We start from the raw sequence: 12,999 nt of genomic DNA on the forward strand, positions 1-12,999 counted from the left end.
TCCCCCGCCATTGTTATCACTTCTGCAATAATCTTTTGTCATCCTGCTAACTTCTGTTTTTTGTGATTCATGTCATACTTTTGACTTCTGCGACAGTGTCCCCAACCGACACGGCTTTTTCGGAGTCAAACGATGAAAATTAATTTCCCTCTGCTTGCCCTGGCGATTGGCGCCTTTGGGATAGGTACAACGGAGTTCTCCCCGATGGGGTTGCTGCCCGTTATTGCCCGTGGCGTCGATGTTTCCATTCCGGCGGCGGGAATGCTGATTAGCGCTTATGCGATTGGCGTGATGGTGGGGGCGCCGCTAATGACGCTGCTGCTGTCACACCGTGGCAGACGTAACGCGCTGATCTTCCTGATGGCGATCTTTACACTGGGCAACGTGCTGTCGGCAATCGCGCCGGACTACACCACCTTAATGCTGGCGCGCATCGTCACCAGCCTCAACCACGGCGCCTTCTTTGGCCTGGGGTCGGTTGTTGCGGCAAGCGTGGTGGCAAAAGAGAAACAAGCCAGCGCCGTCGCGACCATGTTTATGGGGCTGACCATCGCCAATATTGGCGGCGTGCCTGCTGCAACCTGGCTGGGTGAAACCATCGGCTGGCGTATGTCATTTATGGCGACCGCCGGGCTGGGACTGGTTGCCATGCTGAGCCTCTACTTTTCACTGCCTGGCGGCGGAGCGGGCGAACGCCCGGATGTACGCAAAGAGTTGTCTGTGCTGGTTCGTCCACAGGTGCTGTCAGCACTGCTGACGACGGTGCTCGGCGCAGGCGCGATGTTCACACTTTATACCTATATTTCGCCGGTGCTGCGTACCATTACTGATGCTACGCCGGTATTTGTTACCGGGATGTTGGTGCTGATTGGCGTCGGTTTCTCGATTGGTAACTACCTTGGCGGCAAGCTGGCGGATCGTTCGGTAACCGGTACGCTGAAAGGCTTTCTTATCCTGTTGATTGCCATCATGCTGGCCATTCCGTTCCTGGCCCGTAGCGAAGTGGGCGCGGCTATCAGTATGGTGGTCTGGGGCGCTGCGACCTTTGCCGTGGTTCCGCCGCTGCAAATGCGTGTAATGCGCGTCGCACATGAAGCGCCGGGGCTCTCTTCTTCAGTGAACATTGGTGCCTTTAACCTCGGCAACGCACTCGGTGCGGCTGCGGGCGGCGCGGTAATTTCCGGTGGTCTGGGTTATGATTTTGTCCCGGTGATGGGGGCGATTATTGCAGGGCTTGGGCTGATGGTGGTGCTGTTTTCCGGGCGATCACAGCCGGAACGAGCCTGTGCGGCGGTTGAGTAAAAAAGAGGAGGGGCAATGCCCCTCCTTTGTTTTATGCAGCGAATGTTTTATGCGGCGAAATTCTTCGCCACGAAGGTCCAGTTGACCAGCGCCCAGAAGTGCTCAAGGTAGTTCGGACGGGCGTTGCGGTAGTCAATGTAATAAGCATGTTCCCAGACATCGACAGTCAGCAGCGGTGTCGCATCCGTCGTCAGCGGTGTTCCCGCATTGGACGTTGAGACAATCGCCAACCCGCCATCCGCTTTTTTCACCAGCCATGTCCAGCCTGAACCAAAGTTTTTCACTGCGGCATCGGTAAACTGCGCTTTGAACTCCGCAAAGCTGCCAAATGCTTTAGCAATCGCAGCGGCCAGTTCGCCACTCGGCTCACCGCCAGCGTGCGGCGCGAGGCAATTCCAGTAGAAGGTGTGGTTCCAGACCTGCGCGGCGTTATTGAATACGCCGCCTTCGCTGTGCTTAACGATCTCTTCCAGCGTTTTGCCTTCGAAGGCGGTGCCTTTGATCAGATTGTTGAGGTTAGTGACATAAGTCTGATGGTGCTTACCATAGTGATACTCCAGCGTTTCGGCTGAGATATGCGGCATCAGGGCGTCTTTTGCATACGGTAATGCAGGTAATTCGAACGACATTGCTACTCTCCTTCATTATTTTAATACACCCAATAACCCTACTGAGTGTGCGGCTTAGAGTAACAAATCGCGGGGATGGGAAAAAGAGAACATCGCCTGTCGCAGTGACGACAGGCGATGGGATCAACGAATGGTTTTCGGCGTAACGACGCGGCGAGCGCCGACGTAATGGCGCTGCCAGTAGTCTTCGCTAAGGGAAGTAACCTGAATATCCTGGCCGCTGCGCGGAGACTGGATAAACTTGCCGTTGCCAACGTACACGCCAACGTGATCGGCGGTACCGCGACCCTGCGTGCGGAAGAATACCAGGTCGCCGCTTTCCAGCTCCGCCACATTCACCGGCGAAGCATCACGCAGGTGATACATTTCGTTGGCGGTGCGCGGAATGCGGAATTTCACCAAATCCTTATAGGCGTAATAGACCAGACCACTACAATCAAAACCGGTGCTCGGCGAGGTGCCGCCCCAGCGGTAAGGTTTACCAATCTGGTTCATCAGTTTTGACATCGCCGTTTTCTGGGCTTTCTGAATACGCACTTTATGTGCCTCAGCAATGGTCGTGGTTTTTTTGACTTTGACACAATGAGGCTTGCGGCCTTTGCGCGGCGTACTGCATTTTTCCGTCCAGGCGACTTCTGTAGTTTTTAACTGGCTGGTTTTGTTACGACGCGAGGTAATCTGACTGGCTTTGCTGCTGGTGGAAACTTTTTTCTTAGCCGGTGACTTCTTGTTTTCTGTTGTTTTTTTACTGGTGGTTTTTTCTGCCGTACTGCGACTGCTTTTCTTTGATGTTTTTTGTGATGTGGTTTTTTTCTTACGTTCGGATGCTTTCGCCAGATGCGATTTTTGCACGGCCGATGCTCGCGCCTGTTCAGAGGCGTTAGCCAATGGCGTGAAAGAAAGCGTGGTGAACAACAAAGCACAGAGCGTGATCGAAGCTTTTGGTATCCGCGCCACTGAGCAATCCCCTGTTATGGCAAGCATATAATATGCCTGCGTATGGTTTTTCAAAACCCGTCGATTCTAATCCATAAAAAGCACAAAAGTTAATACTGTTTTTGCATCTATAACTTCGTTTCGTTAGCAAGCGCAAAAAAAAGCAGCAAAACGTTTCTATGACGGTTAAGAGTTGAGCAGGGCGAGTGGGGTTAAGTTATATTTTTAAGGCAACTTTACGTGACAGACGATAAAATAATGAGCGGTGAATAAAATGTTATTTTCCGTTGCTTGTCTGAACCGTTACAATGTCAGATCTCAGCCGTAGAAGAAGTTGAAGGAAGTAAGACAATGAGCACAACCCTTGAGAAAATCCAGCGTCAAATCGCTGAAAACCCGATTCTGCTGTATATGAAAGGCTCCCCGAAGCTGCCGAGCTGCGGCTTCTCCGCCCAGGCTGTGCAGGCGCTCTCTGCTTGTGGCGAACGTTTCGCGTATGTGGATATCCTGCAAAACCCGGACATCCGCGCAGAACTGCCGAAATACGCTAACTGGCCGACCTTCCCGCAACTGTGGGTGGAAGGCGAACTGGTCGGCGGCTGCGATATCATCATTGAGATGTATCAGCGCGGCGAACTGCAATCGCTGATTAAAGAAGCGGCGGCAAAACATAAAGACGTGCCGGCTGCGGAATAAGTTTCCGCCAATAAAAAAAAGCGACCTGGGGTCGCTTTTTTTACGCCTGTGAATCCTCGGCGATCGGCAATGGCCATCCGCCCAGACGCTTCCAGCGGTTCACGATTTCGCAAAACAGCAGGGCGGTTTGCTCCGTATCGTACAGCGCCGAATGCGCCTGCGAGGCGTCAAAGGCAATACCTGCGGCGGCACAGGCTTTTGACAGCACGGTTTGCCCCAGCGCCAGCCCGCTCAGCGATGCGGTATCAAAGGTGACAAACGGGTGGAAAGGGTTGCGTTTCAGCGACGCGCGTTCGGCGGCCGCCATCATAAAGCTATGATCGAAGGTGGCATTATGCGCCACCATAATCGCGCGGTTGCAGTTTTGATCTTTAATGCCTTTGCGCACCATTTTGAAAATGGCGTGCAGCGCATCATGTTCGCTTACCGCGCCGCGCAGTGGATTCGAGGGATCAATACCGTTAAAGGCCAGCGCTTCCGGTTGCAGGTTCGCGCCTTCGAAGGGCTCAACGTGGAAATGCAGGGTGCTGTCAGGCATCAGCCAGCCTTGTTCATCCATTTTCAGCGTAATGGCGGCGACTTCCAGCAGTGCGTCGGTTTTGGCGTTAAAGCCGGCAGTTTCAACATCAATCACCACAGGATAGAAACCGCGAAAACGGTCGCACAGACCAGTAAGTTGAGCGTTATCGGACATCAGGATCTCTTGATACGGGAAAATGGCAGCGCATTATGGCAAATTTTGCGAAGGGATGTAAAACAGCGGGCGCAAAGTGCGCCCGAAGGGATCAATTACCCAGGCCGTGACCGGCATGCTTCTCTTCGATCAGTTCGATTTTGTAACCGTCCGGATCTTCAACAAAGGCGATGACGGTGGTACCGCCTTTAACCGGACCCGCTTCGCGGGTTACGTTACCGCCGTTTTTGCGGATTGCTTCGCAGGACTCTGCGGCATTTTCCACGCTCAGCGCGATGTGACCGTAGGCGGTGCCGAGCTCATAGCTCTCGACGCCCCAGTTGTAAGTCAGCTCGATGACTGCTTCTTCGGTTTCCGGGCCGTAACCCACAAAGGCCAGCGAGTATTTATATTCCGGATTTTCGCTGGTACGCAGCAGCTTCATGCCCAGCACTTTGGTATAGAAGTCGATGGAGCGTTGCAGGTTGCCAACACGAAGCATGGTGTGAAGTAAGCGCATGATGTCCTCTTTTATAAATGAATTAACGTTCCAGTTAGATGCATCATTTTAGTATAGCGGCGGAAACCCGCCGCTATCAATGAACAATCAGAGGATCACAGAGACGGGTAGTCGGTATAGCCTTCTGCGCCGCCGCCGTAGAAACTTTCCGGGCGCTGCGGGTTCAGTTCCGCTTTCAGTTGCAGACGTTTCACCAGATCCGGGTTAGCGATATAGGCGCGACCAAAGGCCACAGCATCGATCAAACCTTTCTCGATCAGCGCTTCCGCTTTCTCAACGGTGTAAGCGCCAGCGCCGATGATCGGGCCGTGGAAGCGCGCACGCACTTTTTCACGGAACGCATCGGTGTACGGCTCGCCGCCCGCCCAGTCCGGTTCGGACATATGCAGGTAAGCAATGCCACGTTTACCCAGTTCTTCAATCAGATACAGCGCATCCGCTTCTTCGTTCGGGCCATTATCTACATTCTGGAATGTGCCAATTGGCGAAACGCGAATCCCGATGCGATCGGCTCCCCACTCTTTGCTCACGGCATCGACTACTTCCAGTACCAGGCGAGCGCGGTTTTCCACGCTACCGCCATACTGATCGGTACGATGGTTGGATGATGGCGACAGGAACTGATGCAGCAGGTAGCCGTGGGCAGAGTGCAGTTCGACCAGGTCAAAGCCCGCTTCACGCGCATTAGCAACGGCCTGGCGGAAATCGTTAACGATGCCCGGGATTTCGCTGGTCTCCAGTGCGCGCGGCATAGAAGTATCTTCACGGGTGGCGTTGCCATTGGCATCACGCAGCGAAGTCCGGGTGCCCGCGCTGATAGCCGAAGGCGCGACAGGCGCTGCGCCGCCTGGTTGCAGGCTGCTGTGTGAGATGCGACCGGTGTGCCACAGTTGAACCGCAATACGGCCGTTTTCACGGTGTACTGCATCGGTAATTTTCTGCCATGCAGCGACCTGTTCGGCGCTGTGCAGGCCCGGCGCGCCCGCGTAACCTTTCGCCTGCGCGGAGATTTGTGTGGCTTCGCTGATGATCAGGCCAGAGCTGGCGCGTTGACGGTAATATTCCGCCATCAGCGGCGTCGGAATATCGCCCGGCTCAATGCTGCGCAGACGCGTCAGCGGAGCCATAAAAACACGGTTTGGAACGGTAATTGCGCCCACTTTCAGCGGCGTGAATAACTTACTGGACATAACAACTCCTGAATAGACCGGTCGACTAGTAAAATGTGAAATAAAAAAGCCTGAGATTACAAAGGTATAGCGATAATGGTTTTCGCATGCGCCAAAGCGCTTTCCAGCGGCAGGGCACTGCGAGAAATCTTGGCCTGCAAATTGGCACCCAGCCATAAAGCATACAGCACCTGCGCTTGCGTCAGCGCATCGCCGGAAAGAGTAAGGCTACGATCTTCACGCCCTTTTTCCAGCGCTTGCGCAAGCAGGGCGATAACGCCGCTTGCGCCTTTGTCCATCGCGGCGCGCATATCCTCCGACAGATCGCACACTTCCGCAGAGAGTTTCACCGTCAGGCACCCACTGATAATGCCCTGCTGGCAAAACTGGTTCAGCGTCTCCTGATAGTACGCCAGCAGCCGGTCACGATAATTTCCCGGCCCGCTGGCGAAATGGGTAGCCAGCCGCTGGTGGTAACCCGCATAGTGACGCTCAAGTAACGCCACGCCAAACGCCTCTTTTGAGCGAAAATAGTGGTAGAACGAGCCTTTCGGCACTTCTGCTGTTTTCAATAATTCGCTCAGGCCCATACCGGTGAACCCGCGATGCATGCAAAGTTGCTCGCCGGTCGCCAGTAAGTGTTCGCGCGTGTCGTGTTCGGTATTTCTGCTCATCGCGCCACTCTACTAGACCGTTCGGTCTACTGCAAGTGGCAATCAATGCGCTTTAGGGCTTGCACGTTATCAATGAGCAGTCTTCAATAGAGGGAGTGCATGCATTAACGGAGACGACAGTGCCTGAACAACTGGAGTTTTTTCCTGTCCAGAGTCCGTGTCGCGGCATCTGCCAGTCAGATGAGCGGGGCTTTTGCCGTGGCTGCATGCGTAGCCGCGATGAGCGTTTCAACTGGCAAAATATGAGCGACGGGCAAAAACAAGAGGTGCTCCGCTTGTGCCGTCAGCGCTGGCTGCGCAAAATGCGTGCAAACAAATCCCTTCCCCCGGAAGAACCTCAGCAACCTTCACTTTTTTGACCCTGAAAATGCGTATACTCACAGGAAAATGACCTTTGAGGATACAACTATGGTTCAACGTATTGCTCTTGCGCCGCAAGGCCCGGAGTTCTCTCGTTTTGTGATGGGTTACTGGCGTTTGATGGAGTGGAACATGTCCTCGCGCCAGTTGGTGAGTTTTATTGAGGCGCATCTCGATCTGGGCATCACGACTGTCGATCATGCTGATATTTATGGCGGCTACCAGTGTGAAGCCGCCTTTGGCGAGGCGCTGAAACTGGCTCCGCATCTGCGTGAACGGATGGAAGTCGTCAGTAAATGCGGTATTGCGACCACCGCGAAAGCGGAAAACGTGCTTGGTCATTACATCACCGATCGTGACCACATCATCAAAAGCGCTGAACAGTCGCTGAGCAATCTGGCTATCGATCATCTCGATCTGCTGCTGATTCACCGTCCCGATCCGCTGATGGATGCCGATGAAGTAGCAGAGGCATTCCTGCATCTGCACCAGAGCGGTAAAGTGCGCAACTTTGGCGTTTCCAACTTCACCCCGGCGCAGTTCTCACTGTTGCAATCGCGGCTGCCGTTTACGCTGGCGACTAACCAGGTGGAGATCTCCCCGGTACATCAGCCGCTGCTGCTTGATGGCACGCTGGATCAACTGCAACAACTGCGCATTCGCCCGATGGCGTGGTCGTGCCTGGGCGGCGGTCGCCTGTTTAATGATCCGGCTTTTCAACCGTTGCGCGATGAGCTGGCGAATGTTGCACGCGAGCTGAACGCGGAAACGATCGAACAGGTGGTTTACGCGTGGGTCATGCGTCTGCCATCGTCGCCGCTGCCGATTATCGGTTCCGGCAAAATTGAACGCGTTAAATCGGCGCTTGGCGCGCTGGAGCTGCAGATGACTCGCCAGCAATGGTTCCGCATCCGCAAAGCGGCGTTGGGCTACGACGTTCCATAAGCAGGGCCTCCCGGTGAAATCGTTCATCCTGGTTTAAACTGACAGGGTAAACGTATATCAAAGGAGGTCATATGAAGCGTTTTAGTCTGGCAATGCTGGCGCTGTTGGTCTGTGCGGGTGCGCAGGCCGCCAGTGAAGACGTCGAGATGCATCTCGTCACTGCCCAGGGCATTGGGCAGTCGATCGGCAGCGTGAAAATCAGTGAAACGGACAAAGGGCTGGAATTTGCGCCGGATCTGAAAGCCCTGCCGCCCGGCGAGCACGGCTTTCACGTCCACGCCAAAGGCAGTTGCGAGCCCGCGATGAAGGAGGGCAAAGCCTCCGCCGCTGAGGCTGCAGGCGGTCATCTTGATCCGCAACATACGGGTAAACATGAAGGACCGGAGGGCGTCGGACATTTAGGCGATCTGCCGGTGTTGGTAGTCAATAACGACGGTAAAGCTACCGATCCGGTGATTGCGCCGCGGCTGAAAAAGCTGGATGACGTGAAAGACAAAGCGCTGATGATTCATGTCGGCGGCGATAATATGTCCGATCAACCAAAACCGCTGGGCGGTGGTGGAGCGCGTTATGCCTGTGGCGTCATCAAGTGATTCGCTCGATAAGCGTGCCTTCTGGCGGCGCTTGCTCCAGTTGGGAAAGCGAACAGTAAAGACGCCAGATAACCGACGCCAGTTCGCGCGCCGCAGGCTGATGGTGTTTTCCCAGCGTGACACAAATATGTTGTAACTCCGCCTGCGTGGTGGACAGCGTTCGTTGCTGAACGCCACGCTCACTCATCACATCGCGCAGTAACGCAATGCAGATATCACGCACGTTTGCCAGCGCATCGGAACGAATCTCCCACTCGCGAAGTTGCCACACCACATGCGAGCAATTCAGCAGCACCACTCCCCAGCGCAATAACCAGCGCCGCGCCAGTACGTCCGTACTGCTGCTCAACTGACTGATGTGGTGATAGACCACGGATTCGAACTCATCCTCGCTCAGTTGCGGTACGCGGCTGAGTTGATCGACAAAATTACGCCGCAAGGTACGGATATGGCGGCGGCTTTTGCGCGCATCGGAACCGGGACGCAGCACGGCAAATGACAGCCAGGCCAGCGCAACGCCGAGAATTTCCGCAAGGCTATTATTTAAAAAATCGGCGAAATCATAAGTAGGCGGATTGGTCACTGCGATAAACGAGCCCATAAAGACGATCAACTGTCCCAATAGCCCGGCCTGTTTGGGGATCTGCAATTTCAGCAGTTGCATAGTAGTCAGCAACGGAAACAGAAACAGCAAAAATGAACCCAGCTCGCTTATCTGCACCATCAGACCAAATTTCACCACAAAACTGGACAGCGACAACAGCAGCAATGTGCGCAACAGCAGCGTTAGGGAGTCAAAAGGCGCTGGCGACACCGAATAGAGCACGCAACTGACTGACGCCAGCGTCAGCGCCGCCGCGCCATATTCCCACTGCGTATTAATGCTCCAGGCGCCGATCAGCGCCAGCGTGCAGAAAGTCCGAATACCGCTCCACAGCGCCTCGGCATTATCGGTATAGCGCATCAGCGCCGTGCTACGCGGCGGCGTATAGACGCTGATCGGCGTTGCGTTCTCAATACGCGCCAGCCAGCGGCTGCTGGCCAGATAGAGGCGGCAAAAATAGCGTAAGCGCTGCCAGAATGCGTGGTGGCGGAAATCATCCTGCTCGCCAGGCGCAAGAGGCGCAATTATCCGGGCGATGGTCAGCGCGTCCGCGTTCGGCCTTGCCAGCGCGGCCAATAATTCTTCTATTATCGGGCGCAAATTGGCTGGCGCGTCCGGCCAGTTAAGCAGCATCCGGCGCAGGCTGGAGATCACGCTGGTCATACGTAGTTGCTGATGCAGCAGCCAGGTGAGCAGGGCGTTTTGTTGACGGAAACGGTAATGGCTCCAGAAAGCCTGGATGCGCAGCAAATTGGTGGTGAGGATCTGGCCGATGACGCTTTCATGGGCGGCGCGAATGGCATCGGTCGTGTCCGGTTGCCATAGCAGGCTGGCGTGCTCCAGCAGACGGGCATGCATCTTTTTTAAGGTTGTCAGTAAGGTAACGCCGTCCGCCGTGCCGGGGATCACCATCATCATCATGCCGCCGCACAGGATCCCCAGCGTGATTTCACAGACGCGCGCCTGGGCGGTATCCCACAGCTCGGTGGTATCGGTAATGTTGACCGCCGAGAACGCGATAATCGCCGCGGTGTAGCCAGCAAGCTGGAAGGCGTAAGCGACATTATTGGTGAATTGCGCGCAAGCCCAGGTACAAAAGGCAATCCAGCCGGACATGGCAAACAAAAAAAGCCACGGATCATTCAACGTTTGCCCGGCGATAATCAGCGCAGCGCTGGCTCCGAGCAGACTCCCGGCAATACGGCCAAGACTCTTACTGATCACGCCGCCGACAGTGGGAAAACTGACCACCGCGGCGGATGTCATCGCCCAGTAGGGCTCATCCAGATCGAGATAATAAGCCACCGTTAGCGCCAGACACATGGCGATGCCGTTGCGCAGCGCGTAACGCCACTGGTCGGTCGTGGCTTTTACCCACGGCAGGTTTTGCCACAGCCAGGCGGGTGATTTCATGGTTGTTCGCCAATTGCCACGGTACAGGTAGTGCCGGAAACCAGCGTCAGATTGTCGGGCAATTTATCAAACTGAATACGTACCGGCACGCGCTGCGCCAGCCGCACCCAGGGCACATTTGGCTTGATGTCCGGGACCAGGCCGCTGTCCGTTTCAACGCTCTGATCGTAGATCGCGCGGCCAATACTGGATACGTGACCCTGTAACGTAACATTGCCGCTGTACAGTACAATTTTCGCGGTAGCGCCTTCATGAATATGGCGCAGTTTGGTCTCTTCAAAATAACCCATGACATAAAACGAATTGCTATCGACAAGGGCGAAAACTGGCTGTCCGGCGGTGGCGTAGTTGCCCGTGCGCGCCGAGAGATTAGTGACCCAGCCATCCACCGGTGCGCTGACGGTGGTCTGCGCCAACTGCCATTTTGCCTGCGCCAACTGCGCTTCGGCGATCGCAACGCCCGCCTGCGCAGCCTTAACGCCAATATTGGCAGTATCGAGATCTTCTGCGGAGATGTAATTTTGTGACAGACGGCGGCGGCGGTGGGCTTCGTCACTGGCTTTTGCCAGATCGGTTTGCGCTTTTGCCAGTTGCGCTTCGGCGTTCAGAACGGCGATGTGGTATGGCGTATCATCAATGCGAAACAGCAACTGCCCGGCTTTGACGAACTGGTTATCTTTCACCGCCAGCGCGGTAATCGTGCCGGAAACCTGCGGCGTAATACTGACCTGTTCGGCGCGAACTTTTCCATCCCGCGTCCAGGGGGCTTGCATGTAGTAGTTCCACATCCACCATGCAGCGACAACTGCCACGGCCAGTACCAGCAAAGTGGAAAAATATTTAAGGGATTTCAGACGCATAATTACCACACGATGAGCAAGCCGAGCGCGAGACTCAGCGCAATAACAAACAGGGAAAGATCCATCAGAATGGGGTGCCAGATCTCGCCAGCGTAGATCCACTCGCGCAACAAACGGTGGGCGACAAGCCACAGCAGAAAGCCAAGCATCACGACTTTAAAAATAGGTGGGAAATAGACTGATGCGCCGAAAATCAGGTCTTGCAGGGGTAAATCCAGATAATTCGAACTCCACTTCACGTTTATATGTCCTGTGCAGTCAAACGGATCGCCGGGCAGGGCTTAACGGTAAGAAACCGATAAAGGTGCGACGTCAGAGCTGGGAGCGACTTCGCAAACCACTTGACCGGGACAGCAATACATTTGTTTTACCAATATAAATACTGCAAACTATTTTAAAATGAGTATAATAAGTTAGCAAGCTAATTATAAGGAGATGAAATTGGAATCGCCATTAGGTTCTGATCTGGCACGCTTAGTGCGCGTATGGCGCGCTTTGATTGACCATCGCCTAAAACCTCTGGAATTAACGCAGACTCACTGGGTAACGCTGCACAATATTCATCAGTTGCCGCCCGAGCAGTCGCAAATTCAACTGGCTAAAGCGATTGGCATTGAGCAGCCTTCGCTGGTGCGTACGCTTGACCAACTGGAGGAGAAAGGTCTTATTTCTCGCCAGACATGCGCCAACGATCGCCGGGCAAAACGGATCAAATTGACGGAAAAAGCAGCACCGATTATCGATGAGATGGAGACAGTGATTCGCAAAACCCGGGGGGAAATTCTTTCCGGGATCTCGGCGGAAGAACTGGATCTCTTAATCAAGATGATTGCCCGGCTGGAACAAAATATCCTTGAGCTACAGTCGCGGGATTGAATTGAAAAAGCCTTGCAATCGCAAGGCTTTTTTTATGTCTGAAGGGGGTCGCAACAGCAACCTGGCGCTTAGCGCGGAGAAACAGTGACCTGGCGGCCGTTGCTGGCCATCACGACGCGCTGGCCCGCAGCGAAACGGGTATTGCCCTGTTTCTGCACCACCATGATGGTGTTACCGTCGTCTTTACGAATTTCCAGCTCAACGCCCTGAGTTTTGTTCAGCGAACCCTGAACGGACTGACCCGCTACGCCGCCTGCAACCGCGCCTGCTGCGGTAGCCAGAGAACGACCAGTACCGCCGCCCACGGTATTACCGAGGAAACCACCCAGCACCGCGCCGCCAATCGCGCCGATAACGTTGTTGTCATCGCCGCCCTGAATCTGTACCTGACGGACATTAACAATGGTGCCGTAAGTGACATTTTGCACTTGTTTGGCTTCGGAGGCAGAGTAAACATCACCGGAAAGCGTATCGTTGTTGACACAACCAGCCAACGTTAAACCAATCAGCGAAACTGCCAGTGCACGTAACATCATTTATGAATCTCCTGTTCACCATGAAATGCTCTTATGAGCATCCGTCATGGTTAAATTATATGGCATTTTTACAATGCCAGGTCGTATCTTCTGCCTAATCCTGGCAAAAATAATACCCGGTGTCTGTTTAACCAGATTTAAACGAAGCGATTATAAACGTAGCCTGATGGGATTTCACTGAGTGAAAAACAGCACGATTGTTAAAAAGTATTT

Annotated in this window: 16 protein-coding genes; 6 read left to right on the forward strand and 10 right to left on the reverse strand. The window is 54.3% G+C overall.

Annotation, left to right across the window (positions count from 1 at the left end; genetic code table 11):
- Window positions 1-132: 132 nt before the first annotated feature.
- Window positions 133-1,302, forward strand: coding sequence for an MFS transporter (locus tag C0557_RS10365; RefSeq protein WP_208658378.1), 1,170 nt, complete (start codon window positions 133-135; stop codon window positions 1,300-1,302).
- A gap of 47 nt (window positions 1,303-1,349) precedes the next feature.
- On the opposite strand, the gene sodB is transcribed toward C0557_RS10365, so the two are convergent.
- Together sodB and C0557_RS10375 are read right to left on the reverse strand one after the other, a co-directional pair.
- Window positions 1,350-1,931, reverse strand: a complete 582-nt coding sequence (gene sodB / locus C0557_RS10370; RefSeq protein WP_074779284.1) for a superoxide dismutase [Fe] — start codon at window positions 1,929-1,931, stop codon at window positions 1,350-1,352.
- A 123-nt stretch (window positions 1,932-2,054) separates the two neighbouring features.
- Window positions 2,055-2,888 (reverse strand): C40 family peptidase, encoded by an 834-nt coding sequence (locus tag C0557_RS10375; RefSeq protein WP_208662897.1) that lies wholly within the window; start codon window positions 2,886-2,888, stop codon window positions 2,055-2,057.
- Window positions 2,889-3,218: 330 nt separating this feature from the next.
- On the opposite strand from C0557_RS10375, the gene C0557_RS10380 reads away from it, so the two are divergent.
- The gene (locus C0557_RS10380) at window positions 3,219-3,563 is read left to right on the forward strand and encodes a Grx4 family monothiol glutaredoxin (protein ID WP_208658379.1); all 345 of its coding nucleotides are present in this window, start codon (window positions 3,219-3,221) and stop codon (window positions 3,561-3,563) included.
- 40 nt (window positions 3,564-3,603) lie between these two features.
- Here C0557_RS10380 and rnt read toward each other — a convergent pair whose 3' ends face one another.
- From rnt to C0557_RS10400, 4 genes are all read right to left on the reverse strand, one after another.
- On the reverse strand, window positions 3,604-4,257 hold the full coding sequence (gene rnt, locus C0557_RS10385; protein ID WP_208658380.1) for a ribonuclease T: 654 nt from the start codon (window positions 4,255-4,257) through the stop codon (window positions 3,604-3,606).
- 91 nt (window positions 4,258-4,348) lie between these two features.
- Window positions 4,349-4,756, reverse strand: a complete 408-nt coding sequence (gene gloA / locus C0557_RS10390; RefSeq protein WP_007374767.1) for a lactoylglutathione lyase — start codon at window positions 4,754-4,756, stop codon at window positions 4,349-4,351.
- Window positions 4,757-4,851: 95 nt separating this feature from the next.
- On the reverse strand, window positions 4,852-5,946 hold the full coding sequence (locus C0557_RS10395) for an alkene reductase (RefSeq protein ID WP_074779276.1): 1,095 nt from the start codon (window positions 5,944-5,946) through the stop codon (window positions 4,852-4,854).
- Window positions 5,947-6,002: 56 nt separating this feature from the next.
- The gene (locus C0557_RS10400) at window positions 6,003-6,599 is read right to left on the reverse strand and encodes a TetR/AcrR family transcriptional regulator (protein WP_208658381.1); all 597 of its coding nucleotides are present in this window, start codon (window positions 6,597-6,599) and stop codon (window positions 6,003-6,005) included.
- A 119-nt stretch (window positions 6,600-6,718) separates the two neighbouring features.
- On the opposite strand from C0557_RS10400, the gene C0557_RS10405 reads away from it, so the two are divergent.
- The 3 genes from C0557_RS10405 to sodC all read left to right on the forward strand — a co-directional run bounded on the left by C0557_RS10405 (window position 6,719) and on the right by sodC (window position 8,497).
- The gene (locus tag C0557_RS10405) at window positions 6,719-6,958 is read left to right on the forward strand and encodes a DUF1289 domain-containing protein (protein WP_035889243.1); all 240 of its coding nucleotides are present in this window, start codon (window positions 6,719-6,721) and stop codon (window positions 6,956-6,958) included.
- Window positions 6,959-7,007: 49 nt separating this feature from the next.
- Window positions 7,008-7,904: an aldo/keto reductase family oxidoreductase gene (locus C0557_RS10410; protein WP_074779272.1), complete on the forward strand. Its 897-nt coding sequence runs from the start codon at window positions 7,008-7,010 to the stop codon at window positions 7,902-7,904.
- A 71-nt stretch (window positions 7,905-7,975) separates the two neighbouring features.
- Window positions 7,976-8,497: a superoxide dismutase [Cu-Zn] SodC gene (gene sodC / locus C0557_RS10415; RefSeq protein WP_208658382.1), complete on the forward strand. Its 522-nt coding sequence runs from the start codon at window positions 7,976-7,978 to the stop codon at window positions 8,495-8,497.
- Here sodC and C0557_RS10420 read toward each other — a convergent pair.
- Genes C0557_RS10420 through C0557_RS10430 form a run of 3 tightly spaced genes read right to left on the reverse strand, consistent with a single transcriptional unit; the run spans window position 8,490 to window position 11,613 of the window.
- Window positions 8,490-10,514 (reverse strand): FUSC family protein, encoded by a 2,025-nt coding sequence (locus C0557_RS10420; RefSeq protein WP_208658383.1) that lies wholly within the window; start codon window positions 10,512-10,514, stop codon window positions 8,490-8,492. The two genes, sodC and C0557_RS10420, sit on opposite strands and share 8 nt — an antisense overlap.
- A complete protein-coding gene (locus tag C0557_RS10425) occupies window positions 10,511-11,374 on the reverse strand; it encodes an HlyD family secretion protein (protein ID WP_208658384.1) in 864 nt (287 codons plus the stop codon). The genes C0557_RS10420 and C0557_RS10425 overlap by 4 nt, the downstream gene beginning before the upstream one ends.
- A 2-nt stretch (window positions 11,375-11,376) precedes the next feature.
- Complete coding sequence (locus tag C0557_RS10430; RefSeq protein ID WP_208658385.1) at window positions 11,377-11,613, reverse strand: DUF1656 domain-containing protein; 237 nt, start codon at window positions 11,611-11,613, stop codon at window positions 11,377-11,379.
- 196 nt (window positions 11,614-11,809) lie between these two features.
- Between C0557_RS10430 and slyA the strand changes: the two genes are divergently transcribed.
- A complete protein-coding gene (gene slyA / locus C0557_RS10435; protein WP_043953713.1) occupies window positions 11,810-12,250 on the forward strand; it encodes a transcriptional regulator SlyA in 441 nt (146 codons plus the stop codon).
- A 68-nt stretch (window positions 12,251-12,318) separates the two neighbouring features.
- Here the strand turns inward: slyA and slyB are convergent, their stop codons facing one another.
- Window positions 12,319-12,786, reverse strand: a complete 468-nt coding sequence (gene slyB, locus C0557_RS10440; protein ID WP_043953712.1) for an outer membrane lipoprotein SlyB — start codon at window positions 12,784-12,786, stop codon at window positions 12,319-12,321.
- Window positions 12,787-12,999 lie beyond the last annotated feature (213 nt).

The sequence above is a fragment of the Kosakonia sp. MUSA4 genome (genome assembly GCF_013085925.1).
Lineage (GTDB): Bacteria > Pseudomonadota > Gammaproteobacteria > Enterobacterales > Enterobacteriaceae > Kosakonia > Kosakonia sacchari_B.